Source organism: Rhodococcus sp. 1R11 (assembly GCF_004563845.1).
Classification (GTDB): domain Bacteria; phylum Actinomycetota; class Actinomycetes; order Mycobacteriales; family Mycobacteriaceae; genus Rhodococcoides.
Window position 1 is genome coordinate 77,204 of sequence record NZ_SPNG01000016.1, and the last position, 20,780, is coordinate 97,983.

A 20,780-nucleotide genomic window follows, 5' to 3' on the forward strand; every position below is an offset into this window, starting at 1 on the left:
GGATGAATGCGGGATTCAGTCGGTCAGACTGCAACAAAGGGACATTGATCCCAACCGGGGAGGACGTCGAACCGGGGGACGCACACTGGGGCGGGGCTCAGGCGTCGGCGTCGGCTCCCAGCAGCGCGGAGATCATGCCCGGGGCCAGGGCGACAGCAGGCAGGGCGTTGACGTTCAGGTCGATCAACTCGTCGCGGGTGATCTGTGGATTTCTGAGCCAGGTGATGGTGGCTTCTTCGACGAAGGCGATCCATCCGCGGACGGCGAGGTCGATGGTGGGGGTGACATCGACGTCGAGTTGAGCGAGTTGGACGAGAGTGCGATCGGCCATGGTGGTGCGGGTCTGCTCGAACACCTCGCGCATCTGGGGGTCTCCGCTTGCCGTGCCGCGGAGCAGCGAGATGAAGGTGTCGCGTTTCTCGCTGACGTAATCGACGTAGTTGGCGATGGAGTCGCGCAGAATGTCGAACGGTTCGAGGTCGGGGTCGGGTGCGGTCCGTTCGATCATCGACCGCGACGCCTCGCGGACTATTTCGAGGTGAAAGTCCTGCTTGGACGCGAAGTAGTGAAACAGTAGGCCTCGGGACACTCCGGCCTGATCGGCGATGTCCTCGACGGAGATCTGCTCGAGGGGGCGGTCGGCCAACATCTCGGTGCCGAGCTCGATCAGCTGCGCTCGTCGTTGCTGCGGACTGAGTCTGGTCCTTTTCGTCGTCGATACTTCAGCGCGGTTCACATCCGCCATGCAATCATCCTATTGAATAGTAGTCAATAACTATTGACTCACACTCAGTAAGCTTCTAGTCTGCTCTACATGAGTCTTCCCGTAACAGATACTTCGGACCGTGCAACGTCGCCGCGTCACGTCGATACGCTGATCATCGGCAGTGGTTTCGCCGGGCTCGGAGCAGCGATCAAGCTGACCAAGGCAGGCAAGAAGAACTTCGTCGTCGTCGAACGCGGCCACGATGTGGGTGGTACCTGGCGCGACAACACCTACCCCGGTGCAGCCTGCGACGTGCCCTCGCATCTGTACTCGTACTCGTTCGCACTGAACCCGGAGTGGACTCGCTCGTTCTCCACCCAGCCCGAAATCCAGAAGTACATCGCCGGAGTCGCGCGCAAGTACGGCGTCATGGACAAGCACGTCTTCGGCACGGACGTGACCTCGGCGCGGTGGAACGCCTCCACCAGCCGCTGGGACGTCGAGACGACCACCGGCAACTACACCGCCAAGATCGTCGTCTCGGCCGTCGGCGCACTGTGTGAGCCCAACCTGCCCGACATCAAGGGAATTCACGACTTCGAGGGCGACGTCTTCCACTCCGCTCAGTGGAACCACGACGTCTCGCTCGCCGGCAAGCGCGTCGCCGTCATCGGGACCGGCGCGTCGGCGATCCAGATCGTTCCCGCCATCGCAGGCCAGGTCGAGCACCTCGACGTCTACCAGCGCACCGCGCCGTGGATCCTCCCTCGAGCCGATCGCCCGTACACCAAGCTCGAGCGCTTCGCCTTCAAGCACGTGCCCGGCTTCCAGCGCCTCGCCCGCGCCGGCATCTACGCGATGCGTGAGACCCAGGTCGTCGGACTGGCGAAGAACCCCGCGTTCATGAAGCCGCTGCAGTGGGCATCCGAGAATCACCTGCGCACGCAGATCAAGGACAAGGCGCTGCGCGCGAAGGTGACTCCGAACTTCCGCATCGGCTGCAAGCGCATGTTGATCTCCAACGCGTACTACCCCGCTCTCGCGCAGAGCAACGTCGACCTCGTGACCGACGGCATCGCCGAGATCCGCAAGGGATCGATCGTCACCAAGGACGGCACCGAGCGCCCGATCGACGCGCTTGTCGTCGCCACCGGCTTCCACGTCACCGATTCGCCTGCATACCAGGGCATCGTCGGCAAGGACGGCCGGACGCTGGCGCAGACGTTCGACGACGGCGGACAGCAGGGCTACAAGGGCGCCGCGGTGGCGAACTTCCCGAACATGTTCTTCCTCGTCGGCCCCAACACAGGCCTCGGGCACACCTCGATGGTCTTCATGATCGAGTCGCAGATCAACTACCTGGTCGACGCCCTGAACACCATCGACAAGCACGACATCGGGACCATCGAAGTGCGCAAGGACGTGCAGGACGAGTACAACGTGACCCTGCAGGACCAGCTCGCCAAGAGCGTCTGGATGAACGGCGGATGCGCCAGCTGGTATCTGGACAAGCACGGAAACAACACCACCTTGTGGCCCGGCTTCACGTTCGAGTTCCGTCGCCAGACCAAGCACTTCGATCTCGATGCGTACCGTAGCGTCGCAACCGCAGATCTGACCTCCGCAGCGTCGGCGAGCACGGCCGCCGGCACCAACACAGACAAGGTGTCCGCACGATGAGCACATTCACAGGCAAGGTGGCCGTCGTCACCGGCGCGGGTTCGGGAATCGGCCGGGCCCTGGCCCTCGAGCTGGCCGGGCGCGGAGCCAAGCTCGCACTGTCCGACGTCGACACCGCCGGCCTCGACGAGACGGTGCGCCGGGTCGAGGCACTCGGAGCCGAGGTGAAGTCCGATTTCCTCGACGTCTCGCAGCGCGAGACCGTGCTGGACTATGCCGACGCCGTCGTCGCGCATTTCGGCAAGGTCAACCAGATCTACAACAACGCGGGCATCGCCTACCACGGTGACGTGGAGAAGTCCTCGTTCAAGGACATCGAACGAATCGTCGACGTCGATTTCTGGGGCGTCGTCAACGGCACCAAAGCATTTCTGCCGCACATCAAGGCCTCCGGCGACGGCCACATCGTCAACATCTCCAGCCTGTTCGGCCTGCTGGCGATGCCGTCGCAGTCCGCGTACAACGCGGCGAAGTTCGCCGTCCGCGGATTCAGCGAGTCGCTGCGCATGGAGATGTTGATCGCGAAGGCTCCGGTAAAGGTGACCGTGGTGCACCCCGGCGGCATCAAGACCGCCATCGCCCGCAACGCCACCGTCGCCGAGAATTTCGACCAGGCCGACGTGGCGAAGTTCTTCGACAGCAAGTTGGCGAAGACCACCCCGATCGACGCGGCCAAGACCATTCTCAAGGGCGTCGAGAAGGGCAGGGGCCGCGTGCTCATCGGTTCCGACGCCATCGCCCTCGATCTGCTGCAACGCATCACCGGCTCGCGATACCAGGGTCTGATCGCTGCGGTGTCCAAGCGTGCCATGCCACGGTCGAAGAAGTAGGCGGGTCGCGTCGTGAAAGCCTTCTACGTTCCCCTGCCGATCGTTGCGGCGGCGCTCAAGCCCTTCTACCGCCTCGCGCTGAATCCGCGTCTGTCCTTCCGGGCGCAGCGGGCCGTCCTCGAGGCCGCGGCTCCCGTGCAGACGCTCCCGCACGGGACCGTCGCGCAGAAGCTGACGCTCGCGGGCAGGCGGGCCGAGCGAATCACCGTCGGAGCCACCGAACGCGACACCGCGATCCTGTACCTCCACGGGGGCGCGTTCACGATCGGTTCGATCAACACCCACCGATCGCTCGCCGCCCATCTCGCCCGAGAGTCGGCCAGCGCGGTGTACGTACTCGATTACCGCCTGGCTCCGGAGAACCCCTACCCGGCCGCGCTCGACGACGCCGTGGCGGCGTTCCGAGAACTGGTGCGTTCGCACGGCTTGACCCCGGATCGCATCGCCATCGCCGGTGATTCGGCCGGCGGCGGACTGACCGTCGCGACGGCGAGACGGCTGGTGGACGACGGCGCGAGGCCGGCAGCACTCGGATTGATCTCACCGTGGGTCGATCCGGGTGCACGCGACGCGGTCAAGCCGCGCGACCTGGTGGTCAACACCGGGTGGTCGAACTCCTCGGCCGACGCGTATCTCGGGGCGGGCGACCCCCTGGATCAAGGCTTCGCGCCGCTCCAGGGCAACCTCGACGAGCTGCCTCCGGTCGTCATGCACGTCGGGACGGACGAGGTGCTCTATCCGCAGATCACCGCGTTCGCGGACAAGCTGCGCCTGTCCGGCGTCGAACTCGAGTACATCGAGTACAAGAAGCTCTGGCACGTGGCGCATCTGCAGGCGTCGATCCTGCGGGAAGCAGCCGAGGCCGTCCAGCACATGGGTTCCTATCTGGGCCGCAAGCTCAGAGCAGAGCAGAAGACCGACGTGTCACAGGCTGTGCTCGCCGAGCCAGCGGCCGGCGACATCGCCTGACGCAGCACCCCCGCGGACCTCGCCGATCATGTCGGCGAGGTCCGCTGTCGTCAGCTCCCCTGCCACCACCGAGAACGACTTCACCGCACTCTCGTCCAGCACACCGGTGCGGTAGAGCGGAACGACGTTCTGCGCTGGATACACATGATCGTCGTCGGGCAGAGTCGTCAGATCCTTGGCCAGCGGACCGAACGAGGCAGTCCGAATCGCGAGAGCATCCACCGCACCGGAATTCAGGTCGTCGACGGCGAACTGCGCATCCGGGTAGACCATGAACTCGGAGAAACGGGCCCCGGTGAAGCTGGGACTGCCCATGCCCTCCGTCCTGACGTCCATCGGATCCACCTCCCCCTCGACCGTCCCGACTGTCACGCCGTCCCGACGGAGAAATTCTGTGACTGTCGTGCCCTCGTCCGAGATCGCGTCTGGAGCGAGAGCAAGGGCCAATCGATCCTCGGCGGTTGCGTAGTCTCCCACCGACAGTCCGGCGGGCAGCGATCGGTTCAGTTCGGTGAACACGTCCTCTGCTTCGGTTGCCCCGGCCAGGGTGTCGAAGGTGCGCAACAGGTCCCCGGTCAGGTCGGGGATCATCGATACCTCGCCGCGGTCCAGCGCCGCGAGGTACGCCGTCCGATCCCCCAGGTTCTCCGCGACGGAGACCTCGGCTCCCGTCGACCGGAGTCCTCCTGCGTAGATCTGTGCGAGCAACCGGGAGAGGTCGGAACTCCCGGCTCCGACGACGACGGGCATGTGCCCGGGTTCGGCCCGGTCGGCCGCACTGCACCCACCGACGGAACCTGCAATAGTGACCGCGAGGGCCGCTGCCAGAATCGACGAACGCACTCTCATTTTCTCCTGTTCACTGCCCGTGGGGTTTACCGATCCCGACCGCGGGGCACAGATGCGAACGAGAGGGTAGTCGAACCAACCTTATGGGCACGGCGACGTCGACTACCATCCCGAGCAGCCCGAGTCCTGGTTCGGCGGTGTCCCCGGTGATCGGGCGGCACCTGTCGGAGTTGGGGCTTCGTCTGTGCCCGAACCGATGGAAGGACACCATGACCACCTCCCGAATCACGCGCGCGTTCTCCGCCCCGAAGGCAGCGGCGGCCGTTGCCGCGCTCGCCCTGTCGGTCACCGCACTGACCGCCTGCGGCGGAAATTCGGATCCGCTCTCGAGCGGAGGCGGCGAGAGCAACGACGACACCAACTCGATCATCGTCGGCTCGGCCAACTTCCCGGAATCCGAGACGGTCGCGAATATCTACGCAGAAGCATTGCGCGCCAACGGTTTCGAGGTGAGCACCAAGCTCAACATCGGTAGCCGCGAGGCGTACATTCCGGCCGTTCGCGACGGCTCGATCGACCTGATTCCCGATTACACGGGCAACCTGCTCCAGTACTTGGACGAATCTGCCACGGCCACCTCGTCCGAGGACGTACTGGCGGCACTGCCCGCGGCGCTAGGCGACGATCTCGCGGTGACGGCCCAGGCACCCGGCGAGGACAAGGATGCAGTTGTCGTCACCCGCGCGACCGCAACCGAACGCAACCTGAAGACCGTCGGCGACCTCGCACCGTTCTCCTCGGAGGTGACGTTCGCGGGGACGCCGGAATTCCAGGAGCGCGTCGGCGGTTTGCCGGGCCTGAAGTCGAAGTACGGCCTGGACATCTCCCCCGGTAACTACGTGCCCATCTCCGACGGCGGCGGGCCGGCCACGGTCGACGCACTCGTGTCGGGCCAGGTCGTCGCGGCGGACATCTTCACCACCTCGCCTGCTATCGCTGAGAACGATCTCGTGGTTCTCGAGGACCCGGAGAACAATTTCGCCGCTCAGAACGTCATCCCGGTGCTGCGGACGTCCAAGCAGTCCGACAAGCTCACTCAGGTTCTCGACGCCGTCTCGGCGCAGATCACCACCGAAGAGCTCATCGCACTGAACACTTCGGTGTCCGGCGATCAGAAGGTCGAACCGGCTGCGGCGGCAACGGCGTGGGTCAAGGACAAGGGTCTGGACCAGCCGGTCAGCTGATGATCACTTTCGAGAACATCACCAAGACGTATCCGGACGGCACCACGGCAGTCGACTCGTTGGACCTGGTGATCCAGCCACACTCGTTCACCGTGTTCGTGGGGCCGTCCGGCTGCGGCAAAACGACGTCGATGCGCATGATCAACCGGATGATCGCGCCCACCTCGGGCGTCATCACGGTCGACGGACGCAACATCGCCGACGCCGACGCGGTGAAGCTGCGCCGGGGAATCGGCTACGTCATCCAGAGCGCCGGGCTCCTGCCTCATCGTTCCGTCGTCGACAATGTCGCGACGGTTCCGGTGTTGAACGGTCAGTCCCGGCGGGCTGCCCGCAAGGCGGCACTGGAAGTACTCGAGCGCGTGGGCCTGGATCCGGCTCTCGCGTCCCGCTACCCGGCGCAGCTGTCCGGCGGGCAGCAACAGCGAGTCGGGGTTGCCCGCGCGCTCGCCGCGGACCCGCCGATTCTGTTGATGGACGAACCTTTCAGCGCCGTCGACCCGGTGGTGCGTGAGGATCTGCAGACCGAGATGCTGAGGCTGCAGGCCGATCTGAAGAAGACGATCGTGTTCGTCACGCACGACATCGACGAGGCCGTGCGGCTGGGCGACCACATTGCGGTATTCGGACCGCAAGGTCGACTGCAGCAATACGACAAGCCCGAGACCGTGCTCGCGGCACCGGCGACGTCGTTCGTGGCGTCGTTCGTCGGCCGCGACCGCGGCTACCGAGGGCTGTCTTTCCGCTCTGCGCAGTCGGTGACGATGCATCCGATCCATACCGCGACCGAGGACGAGATGAGCACCCTGCGACTCGACCGGGGGCAGTGGGTTCTGGTCGTGGACTCCCAGCGTCGCCCCCTCGGCTGGATCGACGCTACCGGTGTCGAGAAAGTACGCGGCGGCGGAAGCCTGGACGAGAGCACCGCGGCCGGTGGGTCGCTGTTCCTCGAGGGCGGGGACCTACGCCAGGCGCTCGACTCGGCGATCTCGTCTCCGTCGGGAATCGGCGTCGCCGTCGATTCGTCCGGTGCCGCCGTCGGCAGCGTCGACGGTGCGGAGATTCTCGAAAACCTGGCCGTACAGCGCAAGTCGGAGGACGAGGAGCGCAATCGCCACCACTTCGGCGCGGCCGGGAACGACGCACAGTGACCTGGCTGTTCGACAACTTCGGCGTCGTACTCGGGTACACGAAGACACATCTGTATCTCTCGCTCGTGCCCCTGGTCATCGGATTGCTCATCGCCGTTCCGGTCGGCACCCTCATTCGCAACACGCGATGGGTCCGCCGAATCACGTTGACCGTGGCCAGCATTGCGTTCACCCTGCCGTCGCTGGCATTGTTCGTCACCATTCCTGCGGTCGTCGGGCTGCCCGTGCTCGATCCACTGAACGTCGTGATCGCGCTGACGGTGTACTCCACCGCCCTGCTCGTTCGCGCGGTTCCGGAGGCACTCGATTCGGTTCCGTTCGCCGTCGTCGATTCGGCTGAGGCCATGGGCTTCTCGTCGTTACGACGGGCGATCACCGTCGAGCTACCGCTGTCTCTGCCGGTGTTGATCGCGAATATCCGAGTTGTCACGGTCACCAACATCTCGTTGGTCTCGGTGGGTTCGGTGATCGGTATCGGTGGCCTCGGCCAGCTGTTCACCCAGGGCTACCAACGTGACTATCCCGATCAGATCTTCGCTGGCATCATCTCGATCGTGTTCCTGGCGTTGATATTCGACGCCGCCCTGTACCTGGTGGGCCGTCGACTCACGCCGTGGACACGGCAGGGCGCGAGCTCGTCGACGAGGAAGGCGCGCGCATGAATCTGTTCTCCGAAGCGTTCTCGTACATCCTCGACGGTGCGAACTGGGCCGGGCCGACGGGAATCGGCGCTCGACTGCTCGAGCACATGTGGTATTCACTGTTGGCCGTGGTGCTTTCAGCCGCTGTCGCGATTCCCATCGGACTGATCATCGGTCACCTGCGCCGCGGCGAAGCGGTGGTCGTCGGACTGGTCAACGCTCTGCGCTCACTGCCGACTCTGGGTGTGTTGGTGTTCCTGGTCTTGGTGATCGGATTGGGTCTGATCCCGCCGATCATCGCGCTGGTCCTGCTCGGGATACCGCCGCTACTGGCGGGCACCTACTCGGGAATAGCCAACGTCGACGCCCACGTGGTCGACGCCGCCCGCGCGATGGGGATGACCGAATCACAGGTGCTGCTGCGGGTCGAGATCCCCAATGCACTCCCACTGATCCTCGGCGGACTACGGAACACCACCCTGCAGATCATCGCGACCGCGACCGTTGCGGCGTACGTCAACCTGGGCGGGCTGGGTCGCTACATCTTCGACGGTCTCGCGCTCTACGACTACGGCCGGGTTCTTGTCGGGGCGATCCTCGTCGCGCTGCTCACACTCGTCGTCGACGGCCTTCTCGCCCTTGCGGTGTGGACGTCGGTGCCGGGAACCGGTCGCCTCCGGCGCATGCCGACCGGACTGGCAAAAGTCTGACGACGACTCACGCAAACTAAAAGCACCCCGAACCACCGGCCCGGATAGGGCGGGGTTCGGGGTGCTTTTTTCTGTTTTCCTACGCGACGCCCTCGGCTCGCGCTGCTGCCGCAACTGCGTCCGCAACGGCCGGGGCGACGCGAGGATCGAGTGGGCTCGGGACGATTCGGTCCGCGGCCAACTCGTCGCCGAGAACCGAGAGGATTGCCTCGGCAGCGGCGAGCTTCATGCCTTCGGTGATACGGCGTGCACCGGCGTCGAGCGCGCCCTTGAACACACCGGGGAAGGCCAGAACGTTGTTGATCTGATTGGGGAAATCACTGCGTCCGGTCGCGACGATGGCCGCGTACTTCCTGGCCACCTCCGGGTGGATCTCCGGATCCGGGTTCGAGAGCGCGAACACGATGGACTCGGGGGCCATCGAGGCGATGACGCTCTCGTCCACCTTGCCGGCGGACAGTCCGAGGAACACGTCGGCTCCGGCCAACGCATCGCCCGGTCCCCCGCTCAGTCCACGAGGGTTGGTTCGCGCAGCGAGGTCGGCCTTGACGCCGGTGAGGTCACCGCGATCGGCCGAGACGACGCCCTTGGAGTCGAGGACCACGACGTCGGAGATGCCGGCGGCGAGCAGCATGTTCGCGCACGCAACGCCTGCAGCGCCTGCGCCCGAGACGACCACTCGGAGCCCGGCCAGGTCCCGGCCCTGTACCCGCGCGGCACCCGTCAGCGCCGCGAGAACGACGATCGCCGTGCCGTGTTGGTCGTCGTGCATGACGGGGCAGTCCAGTGCCTCGACGACGCGTCGTTCCACCTCGAAACACCGCGGGGCCGAGATGTCTTCGAGGTTGACGGCTCCGAAACTGTGCCGCATCCGCACGATCGTCTCGACGATCTCGTCGACATCGTGGGTATCGAGCACGATCGGGATGGAATCGAGGCCGGCGAACTTCTTGAACAGCGCCGCCTTACCCTCCATCACCGGCAACGACGCGCGGGGGCCGATGTCGCCCAAGCCGAGCACCGCGGAACCGTCGGAGATGACAGCGACCAGCCGGTCGGTCCAGGTGTAGCGCTTGGCCAGCGCCGGGTCGGCGGCGATGGCGCGGCTGACCTGGGCCACTCCCGGGGTGTAGGCGATCGACAGATCGCGTTGAGTTTCCAGCGGCGCGGCCAACTGGACCGAAAGCTTGCCGCCGAGATGCCCGGCGAAGATCTCGTCGTCGGTGATCGCGGCCGCAACTGCCGATGGTGTTCCTGTGGTGTCTTCGACTGCCGTCACGGTGAAAGCTCCTCGCACTGTCGGCCTCGACGAGGCAACACGTGTCTACGAAGTGATTGATGCTCGAAAGGGTCGCGGACTACCGGAGGGCGCCAGTGCTGGCTGCCGACTGCCGAAAGCGTGTCTCGCACGTGCGGCGGGTGTGCCTGCACAATCAACGATGGGCTGTAGCCGCATCGCTGCAACGGCCCAAGTGTGCCATACCGGCGACCGACCTGACCACAGAGTCAGAAACCAGCGTGAACTACTGCCACCACTGCCCTACTGCCACCCCTGCCCTATTGCCACCACTGGGTCCACAGGACGAGACCTGTGACCACGAAGACCACGATCGCTCCGAGGAAGGCGGTGAATCCGCGTCGGTGGTCGGCGATGCGCTGCGCGACGATGGCGACGACGGCGGCAACGATGTGCACGGTGACCGACAGCGCGCCCGGCCCCGGGTAGCCGCGGGACTGACCGAGATATTGGGTGACGCCGACGCCGATCGCCAGCACCACCAGTCCGGCGGTGACGATGCCGCTGAGTCCGCGCAGGAAGCGCAGCCCGGCACCCGCTCCGGCCCCGCTCATCCGCCGGCCACGAATCCGCGGACGGAGTCCGCGATCAACTGCACCGCGATGGCGGCGAGCAACAGGCCTGCGATGCGTGCCAGCAGCGAGATGCCGCCTTCACCGAGCAGCCGGATGAGGACGGTGGAGAATCGCAGAATCACGAAGAACAGGACGTGAATAGTGATGATGCCCAAGGCAATTGCGAGCAACGAGCTCGCGTTGCCGTCGGCCTGACTGACGTAGACGATCACTGCGGCGATGGCTCCGGGGCCTGCCATCAACGGCGTACCCAGCGGCACGAGTGCGACGTTGACGTCCTCGGCCGCCGCGTCGCCGCCCGCCCCCTTACCGGTGAGCAGCGACAGCGCGATGAGTAGGAGCAACAGCCCGCCCGCGCCCTGCAATGCCGGAATGCCGATGTGCAGGTAGCTCAGAATGGCCTGGCCGCCGATGGCGAACACCGAGATGACGGTGAGCGAGACCGCGGGTGCCTGCCATGCGGCCTTGTTGCGCACTTCCTTGCTCTTGCGTCCCACCAGTGACAGGAACACCGGGATTGCGCCCGGCGGATCCATGATCACGAACAGAGTGATCAGAACCGTCAGGTACAGCGTCACGTCGAAGTTCATGACCGGGCCGCCGCGATCAGTCGGTCGTATTGCCCCGGGTCGGTGGTGTACTCGCCCAACCTCACAGTCTTGTTGGTGCCGTGGTAATCCGAGGATCCGGTGACGATGAGGTCCAGCTCTGCGGCCAGCTCGGCCATCACCGCGGTGTCCTCCGGCGAGTGGTCCATGTGGTGGACTTCCACACCGCCGAGTCCGAGCGGGGTGAGTTCTCGGATGTGGTCCAAGTCCAGGATGCGTCCGCGCTTGCGAGCCCGGGCGTGTGCGAGCACGCTCACTCCACCGGCAGCGGCGATCATCTCCACCGCAGTGTCGAGTGGAGTGTCGACCTTGCCCACGTAATACTTGCCACCCGTTGCCAGCGGACCGGCGAACGCCGCGTCCATGTCCGAGACGTAGCCGGCCTCGATCAGAGCCTGCCCCAGATGGGGACGACCGGCGGCCTCCCCGGCCGAGGCGAGAACCGCGTCGGGATCGATGGGTAGGCCGTCCGCGGCCATGTTCTCGGCGATCGCCCGCAGCCGGGTCACCCGCTCACCGCGCAGTCGTGCCCTCTCCGCGGCGAATGCCTCGTTCTCGGGGTCGAACAGGTACGCCAGCAGATGCACCGGGACGGGCGTGCCGTCCTCCCCACGACCGGTGCACGACAGTTCCATGCCGCGCACGAGCGTCAGCCCGGCGGGCGATGCGGCAGCAGCCTCGTCCCATCCCGCCGTGGTGTCGTGATCGGTGAGCGCCACCACCGACAGGCCCGCTGCCGACGCAGCGCGAACCAGCTCGGCCGGGCTGTCGGTACCGTCGGACGCTGTCGAGTGGGTGTGGAGATCGATGAGCACCAGAACAGTGTCCCAGGCGCACCGCCGTGATGTTCCGGGCCCACTGTTCTGTCGTTTTCCTGGCGTACGATTGCCCGCCATGCCGTCCCTTCCACCGCGTCCCTCACTGCCCTCGCTGCACCGACGAGGAAACAAGGCCGTCCCCGATTCGAGTCCACGAATACCGGTGCCGACGGCGCGCGCCATCGTCGACTGCGCTGTCTATGTCGACGGCTCCCGGCTACCCGGCCGCTTCACCCACACGTCGGCGATCGCCGAAGTACGAGCCCGCGGCGAGGGGTTCGTCTGGGTGGGCCTGCATGCGCCGGACGACCGCCAGATGAACGCGATCGCTCAGTGTTACGACCTGCACGAGTTGATGGTCGAGGACACCGTGCACGCGCATCAGCGGCCCAAGCTCGAGCGATACGACGACGTCGCATTTCTCGTCCTACGCACGGTCAAGTACGTCGAACACGAGTCGGTGACGACGGCGAACGAGATCGTCGAGAGCGGCGAGATCATGGTGATGGTCGGCCGAGATTTCGTCATCACCGTCCGACACGGCGAACACTCCGGATTGGCCGGCGTGCGCCAGCGCCTCGAAGAAAATCCGGAGCAGCTCGCGCTCGGCCCGTCGGCGGTGCTGCACGCGGTGGCCGACCACGTCGTCGACGAGTATCTGGCCGTCACCGACTCGATCGAGAGGGACGTCGACGGCATGGAGGAGGAGGTGTTCTCTCCGCATCACCACGTGCCGATCGAGAACATCTATCTGCTCAAGCGGGAGGTCGTGGAACTGCGCCGGTCGGTGACTCCGTTGTCGACGCCTCTCGCACGGCTGGTCCAGGAGCCCAGTGTTCCGAAGTCCGTCCGGCGGTACCTGCGCGACGTGCAGGACCATCACACCACTGTCGCCGAACGTATCTCCGAATACGACGAGGTGCTCAGCTCTCTCGTCGACGCCGCCCTGGCTCGGGTGACGATGCAGCAGAACCTGGACATGCGCAAGATCTCGTCCTGGGTGGCGATCGCGGCGGTGCCGACCATGGTGGCAGGCATCTACGGCATGAACTTCGACAACATGCCCGAACTGCACTGGACCTACGGCTATCACGCGATCGTCGCGATCGTCGCCTGCGTGTGTGTCGGTCTGTGGCGAACGTTCCACAAGAACAACTGGCTGTAGATCCCGCGCCGGGTAAGAACTCCGACAGAAACGGGTAGCCACCGGAAGTTGGCACCCTGTGCGCAGGAGCGCCCGATCAGAGGCTGGCTGCGGACCGGTTGGGGTCTCGAACGTCGATCCCCGCTTCCTTCCATGCCTCGCGCAACGCATCCGCCCCGCGTAACCGCACCCAGGCGGCCTCGGTTCCGGTCAACGGCACCGCGGCGAAGAAATGAACCGGATCGTAAGGCTCCGGCAGCGGCAGGTGCGCGATATCGCTCGGCCCGAGCAGCACGGCCGTGAACGGCGCATTGGTCCACAGCGGCTCACCGAGATCGAGCAGTGCGTCCTCCACCAGCACGACGCCCTCCACCGCAGGCGAGGCCGCGAGCACGGCCAAGCTCTTGTGGACGCCCGACGCCACGCCTGCGCCACCGCGAAGTGTCAGTACCAGTTCGGCGCGAGGGCCGCGGGACGGATCGGCGACCATGTCGTTCGGGTCTGCCATGGGATGACGCGAGCAGCCGAGGCTGACGTACCGGACCACCTCGGAGTCCGCTCCGAATCTCAGCACGTCCAGAGACTCCAGGCCGAGGAACGTCACGGACGCGGACGACGGGTTGTCGTCGCCGATCTCGGTCACCAGATGTGCGCGTACCGCGGTAATGACACTCTCGCTCACGAGACCCATCCAACACCACCGGTGCCCGAGAAGTCCGTTCGGAGGTGCCGCCACGGACGAGGTGGGTACCGTCGTACCCGTGGTCTCCGTTCTCGCTGTGTCCGACGAAACGATCGAATCTCTGTGGAGTCCGCAGGTGAAGTCGCTCGGCGTCGATCTCGTTCTCGGCGCGGGTGACCTTCCGTTCGATTACCTCGAGTACCTGACCGATGCGTTGAACGCTCCGTGCGTGTTCGTGCCCGGCAATCACGACGCAGACCTGACGGGTTATTCGGCCGGGAAGGCCGGCTGGATGCGCGCCGGGCTGCCGGCGACCTGGCCGGGGCCGGTGGGTGCGATAAACGTCGATCGGCGGATCGTGTCGGCAGCCGGTCTGCGCATCGCCGGTCTCGGCGGGTCGATCCGCTACAACGGCGGCCCCAATCAATGGACGCAACGTCAGCAGCGCAGGCGCTCACGCACGCTCACTCGAACGTTCGCGTGGAATCGCACCGTCCTCAAGGACATACGGCCGGTGGACATTCTGCTCACTCACAGCCCACCCCTCGGAGTCGGCGACGACACCGACCCGGCACACGTCGGCTTCGACTGCCTGGACGAGGTGACGCGTCGACTCTCCCCACAGTTGTTGTTGCACGGCCACATTCATCCCCACGGCCACACCCCGGACGATCTGACGCTGCACGGGGCGGCAGTGATCAACACCGTCGGATACACCCTGCTCGACGTCGAACCGGGTGGGCAGCGACAGCACGTCGAAGCACCGAGGATCGTGAGGCGCAGACATGGCACGTGACACCGGATTTCCGGCCGCCGACGCGGAGAACGACTTCACCCGCCAGCGTCGACGCGCCGACGTCGCGAGACTCGTCGGGTGGCTGCGGCGTCAACCCGACGACGTCAACACCATCCTGCCGTTCGACGAGGTGGTCGCTGCCCTCGGCAAGGTCGGGGAACGGCACCTGGGTTTGCAGGTCATTCGCGTCGAGACCATCGTCGGCAGCGTCGACCGCACCCGCGACTTCGACAGGTTCTTCCGGCCCACCTCGGCGCGGATCAGGGAACGCTGGCAGCGGTTGGCGGCGGCGCAGCGCCGCGGCGAAGCGATGCCGCCGATCCAGGTGTACCGCATCGGCGGCATGCACTTCGTCGTCGACGGGCATCACCGGGTCTCGATTGCGTTCGCCATGCATCGCACGACGATCGACGCCGTCGTCACCGAGATCATCACGCGCATCTCCCCCGAGGGCATCACCCGGCGCGGCGATCTACTGATCAAGGACCACCGCCGCATCTTCCTGAGTCGGGTGCCTCTGGTGGGACGCGCACGCGAGGCGGTACAGGTCACCGACCCGTTCGACTACGCGCAACTGAGCGAGTCGGTGGAGGCCTGGGGATTTCGGCTGATGCAGGAACTCGGGGAGTTCGTCGACCGCGGGACGGTCGCACGACGCTGGTTCGGTGAGGAGTACCTGCCGGTGGTCCGCATGGTCCGGGCGGCCGAGATTCTCGAGGACCGCACCGATGCCGAGGCCTATCTGTGGATGAGCCGTGAGCGCTACCGCTTGGTGCGCGAGCACGTCTGGAACGACGAGATAGTCAGTGAACTGCGGCAGAAGGCCCTCGGGAAGCCCAACCGGGCGCAGTAGGTCGTCCCAGGCACCTCGGCTCACACCGGGGAAACCGGTACCCGATAATTAATTAGATGCGTTCAACATTTTAGTTCGATCGGTTCGTATTTTCGGTTGTCATAAGTAACGAGGTAGCTCTTCCATGTCCACCCGCCGCACGCTGCTGCCAGGACTCTGTTTCATCGTCATGACCCTCGCCGTCCTGCAGACGATGGTCGTTCCCATCGTGGGCACCATCGGCACCCAACTGGGCGTCAGCACCACCGCTGCCGGGTGGGTACTGACGGCGAACCTGTTGGCCGCGGTCATCGCCACCCCCGTCATCGGCCGACTCGCCGACCTGCACGGCAAACGCCCCGTGCTCATCGGCGTCCTGACCGTCGTGCTGGCCGGGTCGCTGCTGGCAGCGTTGACCGATTCACTGACCTGGCTTCTGGTCGGCCGCATTCTGCAAGGCGTCTCGTACGCCCTGTTCCCCATCGCCCTGGCGGTGTTGCGCGACGAGATGCCACCGCGCGCACTCGTCGGCTCGATGTCGATCCTGTCCGGCACTCTCGGCGTGGGCGGCGGATTCGGATTGGTGCTGACGGGGCTGCTCACCGCCAACGGTGCCGACTACCACCGCGTCTTCTGGCTCACCGTCGCCATCGTCGTGGTTGCACTCGGCATCGCGTGGTTCGGTGTCCCGGCCCGACCGCGTAGCGGCAGCGGTTCGGTCGACTGGTGGGGTGCCGTACTTCTGGCGGGCACACTCCTGCTGCTGTTCCTGGCCCTCACCCAGGGCCGCACGTGGGGCTGGGGTTCGGTGGCCACCCTCGGATGCGCAGTCGCGGGCGTGCTGCTGGGAACGATCTGGTGGATCTTCGAGAAACGCATCGATGCCCCGCTCGTCGCACCCCGCATGCTCACTCACGGGCCACTGCTGGCCACCAACGTCGCCACCCTGTTCGTCGGCGTCGGAATGTTCGCCAACTTTCTGGCCTGCTCCTACTTCGTGCAGACCCCACGTGCCGTCGCCGGCTACGGATTCACCGCCAACGTTCTCGAAGCGAGTGTCGTGTACCTGCTACCCGGTGCAGCGGTAGGAGTGGTGGCCGCGGTGATCAGCGGTCGCCTCATCGGTTCGTTCGGGCCGCGGCGCGTTCTCGTCGGTGGTGCGGTGATCGGCGTTCTGGGATTTGCGTTCGTCGCGGTGGCCCACGATCACACCTGGCAGCTGATCACCGCGGGCATCGTCATCAACACGTTCGTCAGCCTCGCGTTCGCGGCCCTGCCCAACCTGCTCATGGCCGAGGTCAGCGCGGCGGACACCGGTGTGGCCAACAGCGTCAATTCGATCGTGCGCACCGTCGGCACGTCGATCGCGAGTGCGTCACTGTCCACCGTGCTGGCGATGTTCACCATCGACGGCACAACCGTGGCCCGCGAGAGCGCGTACACCGCAGCCTTCGTCGCCGGTGCCGTGGCCTGCGCCGTCGTCGCCGCGGCAGCCCTGGCCATAAGAAGCACCCCTGCTGCTCGGGAATCGGTGCGAGTTGCCGAGTCCGAACCGAACACCACGTCGAACGTGCCACTGTAGAGCCTGCGGCATGTGAGTGGAACCTCGTAGTGGGCTACGAAGTTCCACTCACATGTGCGTAGCGCTCTACAGCGTCAGGTTCGCACCCGACGCCTGGTCGAACACCGAGATCTTGCCCGGGTCGAACCACAGTTCCACCTGACCACCCTCGGCAGCCTTGGATTCGGCTGCCAGACGCGCAACCACCTGTGCGCCACCGAGATCGGCGATGCCGGCATCGGCGGCCAGCTCCTGAAGTTCGCTGGACTCGACCTTCGCACCCTTCAGCGTGAAGTAGACGTACTTGTCGCTGCCCATGGACTCGAGCACGTCGACGGTTGCGGTGAAGGTGGCGCCGCTCATCTTCTGGTAGCCGTCGATCAGTGCCGCATCCTCGAAGTGCTCGGGACGGATGCCGACGACCACCTCGCGGCCCGGGTTCTTGGCCTTGATCGCGTCCATACGCTCGAGCGGGATCTCGATGTCGCCGAGGGCGGTGGACACTCCGTTCGAGGTGAGCTGTCCCGGAACGAAGTTCATCGAGGGCGATCCGATGAAGCCGCCCACGAACAGGTTTCGCGGCTTGTCGTAGAGCTCCTGCGGAGAACCGATCTGCTGCACCAGCCCGCCGCGCAACACAACGACGCGGTCGCCGAGGGTCATGGCCTCGGTCTGATCGTGCGTGACGTAGACGGTGGTGGTGCCCAGGCGCTTCTGCAGCCGCGAGATCTCGGCGCGCGTCTGGACTCTCAGCTTGGCGTCGAGGTTGGACAGCGGCTCGTCCATCAGGAAGGCCTTGGGGGTGCGAACGATGGCGCGGCCCATGGCAACTCGCTGTCGCTGACCACCGGAGAGGTTGGCGGGCTTCCGGTCGAGGTGCTGACTGAGATCGAGGATCTTGGCGGCCTCTTCGACCTTGTCGTTGATCTCGGTCTTCGAGAGCTTGGCGAGCGTCAGCGGGAACGCGATGTTCTGCCGGACCGTCATGTGTGGGTACAGCGCGTAGGACTGGAACACCATCGCGATGTCGCGATCCTTCGGTGCCTTCTCGTTGACGCGCTCCCCCGCGATCCGCAGCTCACCGGACGAGATGTCCTCCAGCCCGGCGATCATGTTGAGCGTGGTGGACTTTCCGCAGCCGGACGGTCCGACCAGGATGATGAATTCGCCGTCGGCGATGGTGATGTCGACGTCGCTGACGGCAGCGGCGCCGTCCGGGTAGAGCTTGGTGACTTTGTCGAGAACGATTTCGGCCATGACGGTTATCCCTTCACTGCGCCGGACGTCAAGCCCGCCACGATACGTCGTTGGAAGAAGAGCACGAAAATGATGATCGGGATCGTGATGACGACGGCGGCTGCCGCGATCGATCCCGTGGGCTCCTCGAACTGAGAGCTACCGGTGAACTGCGAGATGGCCGCCGGGACGGTGACCGAACGTTCCGTCGCCGTCAACGAGATGGCGAGCAGGAGGTCGTTCCAGGCGAAGATGAACACCAGGATCGACGCGGTGACGATGCCCGGTGCCGCCAGCGGGGCGATGACCTTACGGAAAGCCTGTGCAGGCGTTGCTCCGTCCATCTTCGCTGCCTTCTCCAGCTCCCACGGGATCTCGCGGAAGAACGCGGAGAGGGTGTAGATCGCCAACGGCAACGCGAAGGTGATGTACGGGATGATCAGACCCGGCCAGGTGTCGAACAGACCGAGCGAGCGCGAGATGTCGAACAACGGTGTCACCAGAGAGATCTGGGGGAACATCGCGATCAGCAGAGCCGCACCGACCAGGAGCTTCTTGCCCGGAAAGTCCAGCCGGGCAACGGCATACGCGGCCATGGTGCCGATCACGACGGCGATCACCGTGGTGATCAACCCGATTCCGATGGAGTTCACCAGTGCCGAGGTGAATTGATTGGTGGAGAAGATGCCCTTGTAGTTCTCCAGAGTGAACGACTGCGGGATGAACTTTCCGTCGGCGATCGTGGCCGTCGATTTGAACGACAGGCTGATGATCCACGCCAACGGAACGAGCGCGTAGAGGAGGACGAGGACGTTGACGACCGTCCAACCGACCTTCTTGCGAGGCGTAACAGTGGTCATTACTTGCGGCCTCCGTCGTCGGATCCCGGTGCCGAGGCACCGAACAGCTTGATGAACACGAACGCGATGATCGCGACGCAGAAGAAGATCAGGATGCTGATCGCCGACCCGAGTCCGAGGTTGAACGCGCCGAACAGGTTGTTGTAGCCGAGAATCGACACCGATCCTGTCTCGTTACTCCCTCGGGTGAGGACGTAGATGTTGTCGAAGATGCGGAACGCGTCGAGCGTGCGGAAGAGCACCGCCACGAGAATTGCCGGCTTCATCAACGGAATGGTGATCCGCATCAGCCGCGTCCAACCACCCGCTCCGTCGACCTCGGCGGCCTTGAGCAGATCGTCGGGCACCAGGGCCAAACCGGCCAGCAGCAGCAGAGCCATGAACGGAGTCGTCTTCCACACCTCGGCCAGAACCACGATCGCGAGCGACGGGAACTGCTCGGTGAGCGGCGCGCTGCCGTCGGGCAACAGGTTGGCGAGATAGCCGGTGCCCGGGGTCCAGGCGTAGTACCAGCTGTACGCGGCGGCGACGGTCACGATGCCGTACGGAATGAGCACCACGGTGCGGACGAGTCCGCGGCCGAAGATGGTGCGGTGCATCACCAGAGCCACCGCAAGCCCGAGGATGAACTCGATGATCACCGAGATGATCGTGATGCCTGCGGTGACGCCGAATGCCGTCCACCAGTAGCCGTCGGACAGCACGGTCACGTAGTTGGAGATGCCGACGAACTGGCGATCCTCGGGGAACGCGAGGTTGTACTTCTGCAGGCTGAGCCAGAAGGCGTACACGATCGGGTAGCCGGTGACCGCGAGCATCAGGATCGCCGCGGGTGCGACCAGCAGCAATCCCAGCCGTCGTTCGGCCTTCTTACCGTCGGAGATGTTCTTCAGAGCGGCCCGCCGATCGGCGGGCTGCGGCTGCGATTCGGTGGGATCGCTCATGGAATCAACCCTTCGGAATTGACGGCCTTGCTGACCAGTTCTGCGAGCTTGTCCACGTCGGCAACCGGATCGATGTTCTGCGGCGGGTTGAGCGCATCGGTCAACAGAATCGAAATACTCTGGTAGGCAGGCGAAACGGGCCGCACTGCCGCGGACTCGATGGAACCGAGAACCCCTTCCCATGCGGGATAGACGGCCTGGAACTCCGGATCGGAGTACAGCGACTTCAGCACAGGGGGCACACCACCGTTGACGGCGTTGTTGCGCTGATTCTCCTGATTGGTGAGGCACTCGACGGCTTCCCAGGCGAGGTCCTCGTGCTGGGTGGTCTTCGCGACGCCGATGTTGAAGCCGCCGATGGTGACCTTGGCGGGCTCCCCCGCGTTCACCTCGGGGTACGGAGCACTGCGGAAGACCTCGGCGATTCGTGCATCCTGCTGATCGGCAGGAACATTCGCCAGATCGAGGAACGACACTGCCCCGGCGACGGCGTTCTCTTTCAGGCCCGGCAGCACGAACGGGTAGTTGACCTGGAAGGCCATCCGTCCCGACTCCATGCCGAGTCGAGCTGTCGCCTCGTCGCTCTGCGAGACCGACGGATCGTGGCCGTCGGCCGTGGCCACCCGCTTGATGATCTCGAGGGCCTTCTCGGTGGCAGCGCGGTGTTCGGGAGTGTCGTTGAGAGTCACCGTCGTTCCGTCCTCGGC

At 65.2% G+C, this 20,780-nt stretch carries 22 protein-coding genes; 11 read left to right on the forward strand and 11 right to left on the reverse strand.

Annotation, left to right across the window (positions count from 1 at the left end):
* Positions 1-97 precede the first annotated feature (97 nt).
* Positions 98-745 carry a TetR/AcrR family transcriptional regulator gene (locus E4P29_RS23140; RefSeq protein ID WP_135047344.1) on the reverse strand — a complete coding sequence of 216 codons (648 nt, stop codon included), beginning with the start codon at positions 743-745 and terminating at the stop codon, positions 98-100.
* Positions 746-814: 69 nt separating this feature from the next.
* Here E4P29_RS23140 and E4P29_RS23145 point away from each other — a divergent pair, with 69 nt between their 5' ends.
* Genes E4P29_RS23145 through E4P29_RS23155 form a run of 3 tightly spaced genes read left to right on the forward strand, consistent with a single transcriptional unit; the run spans position 815 to position 4,185 of the window.
* Positions 815-2,386 carry an NAD(P)/FAD-dependent oxidoreductase gene (locus E4P29_RS23145; protein WP_135047345.1) on the forward strand — a complete coding sequence of 524 codons (1,572 nt, stop codon included), beginning with the start codon at positions 815-817 and terminating at the stop codon, positions 2,384-2,386.
* Positions 2,383-3,216, forward strand: a complete 834-nt coding sequence (locus E4P29_RS23150) for an SDR family NAD(P)-dependent oxidoreductase (protein ID WP_135047346.1) — start codon at positions 2,383-2,385, stop codon at positions 3,214-3,216. Before E4P29_RS23145 ends, E4P29_RS23150 begins: the two co-directional genes overlap by 4 nt.
* Before the next feature lie 12 nt (positions 3,217-3,228).
* On the forward strand, positions 3,229-4,185 hold the full coding sequence (locus tag E4P29_RS23155) for an alpha/beta hydrolase (RefSeq protein WP_135047347.1): 957 nt from the start codon (positions 3,229-3,231) through the stop codon (positions 4,183-4,185).
* On the opposite strand, the gene E4P29_RS23160 is transcribed toward E4P29_RS23155, so the two are convergent.
* Positions 4,141-5,034: a glycine betaine ABC transporter substrate-binding protein gene (locus E4P29_RS23160; RefSeq protein WP_135047348.1), complete on the reverse strand. Its 894-nt coding sequence runs from the start codon at positions 5,032-5,034 to the stop codon at positions 4,141-4,143. The two genes, E4P29_RS23155 and E4P29_RS23160, sit on opposite strands and share 45 nt — an antisense overlap.
* Before the next feature lie 209 nt (positions 5,035-5,243).
* Between E4P29_RS23160 and E4P29_RS23165 the strand changes: the two genes are divergently transcribed.
* From E4P29_RS23165 to E4P29_RS23180, 4 genes are read left to right on the forward strand one after another with little or no spacing between them, the layout of a single operon-like run.
* The gene (locus tag E4P29_RS23165; RefSeq protein ID WP_135047349.1) at positions 5,244-6,218 is read left to right on the forward strand and encodes an ABC transporter substrate-binding protein; all 975 of its coding nucleotides are present in this window, start codon (positions 5,244-5,246) and stop codon (positions 6,216-6,218) included.
* On the forward strand, positions 6,218-7,369 hold the full coding sequence (locus tag E4P29_RS23170) for an ATP-binding cassette domain-containing protein (protein WP_135047350.1): 1,152 nt from the start codon (positions 6,218-6,220) through the stop codon (positions 7,367-7,369). The genes E4P29_RS23165 and E4P29_RS23170 overlap by 1 nt, the downstream gene beginning before the upstream one ends.
* Complete coding sequence (locus E4P29_RS23175; protein WP_135047351.1) at positions 7,366-8,031, forward strand: ABC transporter permease; 666 nt, start codon at positions 7,366-7,368, stop codon at positions 8,029-8,031. The genes E4P29_RS23170 and E4P29_RS23175 overlap by 4 nt, the downstream gene beginning before the upstream one ends.
* Positions 8,028-8,720 (forward strand): ABC transporter permease, encoded by a 693-nt coding sequence (locus tag E4P29_RS23180; RefSeq protein ID WP_027498027.1) that lies wholly within the window; start codon positions 8,028-8,030, stop codon positions 8,718-8,720. Before E4P29_RS23175 ends, E4P29_RS23180 begins: the two co-directional genes overlap by 4 nt.
* A gap of 79 nt (positions 8,721-8,799) precedes the next feature.
* Here the strand turns inward: E4P29_RS23180 and E4P29_RS23185 are convergent, their stop codons facing one another.
* The 4 genes from E4P29_RS23185 to E4P29_RS23200 all read right to left on the reverse strand — a co-directional run bounded on the left by E4P29_RS23185 (position 8,800) and on the right by E4P29_RS23200 (position 12,015).
* Positions 8,800-9,999, reverse strand: coding sequence for an NADP-dependent malic enzyme (locus E4P29_RS23185; protein WP_135047352.1), 1,200 nt, complete (start codon positions 9,997-9,999; stop codon positions 8,800-8,802).
* A 278-nt stretch (positions 10,000-10,277) separates the two neighbouring features.
* Positions 10,278-10,571, reverse strand: coding sequence for a hypothetical protein (locus tag E4P29_RS23190; RefSeq protein ID WP_135047353.1), 294 nt, complete (start codon positions 10,569-10,571; stop codon positions 10,278-10,280).
* Positions 10,568-11,182 (reverse strand): MarC family protein, encoded by a 615-nt coding sequence (locus E4P29_RS23195; RefSeq protein WP_135047354.1) that lies wholly within the window; start codon positions 11,180-11,182, stop codon positions 10,568-10,570. Before E4P29_RS23195 ends, E4P29_RS23190 begins: the two co-directional genes overlap by 4 nt.
* Positions 11,179-12,015: a PHP domain-containing protein gene (locus E4P29_RS23200; RefSeq protein WP_135047355.1), complete on the reverse strand. Its 837-nt coding sequence runs from the start codon at positions 12,013-12,015 to the stop codon at positions 11,179-11,181. The genes E4P29_RS23195 and E4P29_RS23200 overlap by 4 nt, the downstream gene beginning before the upstream one ends.
* Before the next feature lie 79 nt (positions 12,016-12,094).
* On the opposite strand from E4P29_RS23200, the gene E4P29_RS23205 reads away from it, so the two are divergent.
* Positions 12,095-13,183, forward strand: coding sequence for a magnesium and cobalt transport protein CorA (locus E4P29_RS23205; RefSeq protein WP_135047356.1), 1,089 nt, complete (start codon positions 12,095-12,097; stop codon positions 13,181-13,183).
* A gap of 76 nt (positions 13,184-13,259) precedes the next feature.
* Here E4P29_RS23205 and E4P29_RS23210 read toward each other — a convergent pair whose 3' ends face one another.
* Complete coding sequence (locus tag E4P29_RS23210) at positions 13,260-13,844, reverse strand: suppressor of fused domain protein (RefSeq protein WP_135047357.1); 585 nt, start codon at positions 13,842-13,844, stop codon at positions 13,260-13,262.
* A gap of 79 nt (positions 13,845-13,923) precedes the next feature.
* Between E4P29_RS23210 and E4P29_RS23215 the strand changes: the two genes are divergently transcribed.
* The 3 genes from E4P29_RS23215 (at position 13,924) to E4P29_RS23225 (ending at position 17,054) form a co-directional block, all read left to right on the forward strand.
* Positions 13,924-14,640, forward strand: a complete 717-nt coding sequence (locus E4P29_RS23215; protein WP_135047358.1) for a metallophosphoesterase — start codon at positions 13,924-13,926, stop codon at positions 14,638-14,640.
* Complete coding sequence (locus tag E4P29_RS23220; protein ID WP_032371672.1) at positions 14,630-15,493, forward strand: hypothetical protein; 864 nt, start codon at positions 14,630-14,632, stop codon at positions 15,491-15,493. The genes E4P29_RS23215 and E4P29_RS23220 overlap by 11 nt, the downstream gene beginning before the upstream one ends.
* 124 nt (positions 15,494-15,617) lie before the next feature.
* Entirely contained in the window at positions 15,618-17,054 is a 1,437-nt protein-coding gene (locus E4P29_RS23225; RefSeq protein WP_135047359.1) for an MFS transporter, read from the forward strand.
* A 66-nt stretch (positions 17,055-17,120) separates the two neighbouring features.
* Here E4P29_RS23225 and ugpC read toward each other — a convergent pair whose 3' ends face one another.
* The 4 genes from ugpC to E4P29_RS23245 form a co-directional block, all read right to left on the reverse strand.
* Entirely contained in the window at positions 17,121-18,290 is a 1,170-nt protein-coding gene (gene ugpC / locus E4P29_RS23230) for a sn-glycerol-3-phosphate ABC transporter ATP-binding protein UgpC (protein WP_032375493.1), read from the reverse strand.
* 5 nt (positions 18,291-18,295) lie between these two features.
* Positions 18,296-19,129, reverse strand: a complete 834-nt coding sequence (locus E4P29_RS23235) for a carbohydrate ABC transporter permease (protein WP_027498037.1) — start codon at positions 19,127-19,129, stop codon at positions 18,296-18,298.
* Positions 19,129-20,073, reverse strand: coding sequence for a sugar ABC transporter permease (locus E4P29_RS23240; RefSeq protein WP_135047360.1), 945 nt, complete (start codon positions 20,071-20,073; stop codon positions 19,129-19,131). Before E4P29_RS23240 ends, E4P29_RS23235 begins: the two co-directional genes overlap by 1 nt.
* A partial coding sequence (locus E4P29_RS23245; protein WP_135047361.1) for an extracellular solute-binding protein occupies positions 20,070-20,780 on the reverse strand: 711 nt, incomplete at its 5' end. The genes E4P29_RS23240 and E4P29_RS23245, both read right to left, overlap by 4 nt.

Excerpts from the sequence above, each read along its gene's own strand:
- E4P29_RS23220 (WP_032371672.1), top strand. The coding sequence starts at position 14,630 with ATGGCACGTGACACCGGATTTCCGGCCGCCGACGCGGAGAACGACTTC.
- E4P29_RS23240 (WP_135047360.1), bottom strand. The coding sequence starts at position 20,073 with ATGAGCGATCCCACCGAATCGCAGCCGCAGCCCGCCGATCGGCGGGCC.
- E4P29_RS23190 (WP_135047353.1), bottom strand. The coding sequence starts at position 10,571 with ATGAGCGGGGCCGGAGCGGGTGCCGGGCTGCGCTTCCTGCGCGGACTC.
- E4P29_RS23165 (WP_135047349.1), top strand. The coding sequence starts at position 5,244 with ATGACCACCTCCCGAATCACGCGCGCGTTCTCCGCCCCGAAGGCAGCG.
- E4P29_RS23205 (WP_135047356.1), top strand. The coding sequence starts at position 12,095 with ATGCCGTCCCTTCCACCGCGTCCCTCACTGCCCTCGCTGCACCGACGA.
- E4P29_RS23160 (WP_135047348.1), bottom strand. The coding sequence starts at position 5,034 with ATGAGAGTGCGTTCGTCGATTCTGGCAGCGGCCCTCGCGGTCACTATT.
- ugpC (WP_032375493.1), bottom strand. The coding sequence starts at position 18,290 with ATGGCCGAAATCGTTCTCGACAAAGTCACCAAGCTCTACCCGGACGGC.
- E4P29_RS23140 (WP_135047344.1), bottom strand. The coding sequence starts at position 745 with ATGGCGGATGTGAACCGCGCTGAAGTATCGACGACGAAAAGGACCAGA.
- E4P29_RS23225 (WP_135047359.1), top strand. The coding sequence starts at position 15,618 with ATGTCCACCCGCCGCACGCTGCTGCCAGGACTCTGTTTCATCGTCATG.
- E4P29_RS23180 (WP_027498027.1), top strand. The coding sequence starts at position 8,028 with ATGAATCTGTTCTCCGAAGCGTTCTCGTACATCCTCGACGGTGCGAAC.
- E4P29_RS23170 (WP_135047350.1), top strand. The coding sequence starts at position 6,218 with ATGATCACTTTCGAGAACATCACCAAGACGTATCCGGACGGCACCACG.
- E4P29_RS23150 (WP_135047346.1), top strand. The coding sequence starts at position 2,383 with ATGAGCACATTCACAGGCAAGGTGGCCGTCGTCACCGGCGCGGGTTCG.
- E4P29_RS23145 (WP_135047345.1), top strand. The coding sequence starts at position 815 with ATGAGTCTTCCCGTAACAGATACTTCGGACCGTGCAACGTCGCCGCGT.
- E4P29_RS23195 (WP_135047354.1), bottom strand. The coding sequence starts at position 11,182 with ATGAACTTCGACGTGACGCTGTACCTGACGGTTCTGATCACTCTGTTC.
- E4P29_RS23235 (WP_027498037.1), bottom strand. The coding sequence starts at position 19,129 with ATGACCACTGTTACGCCTCGCAAGAAGGTCGGTTGGACGGTCGTCAAC.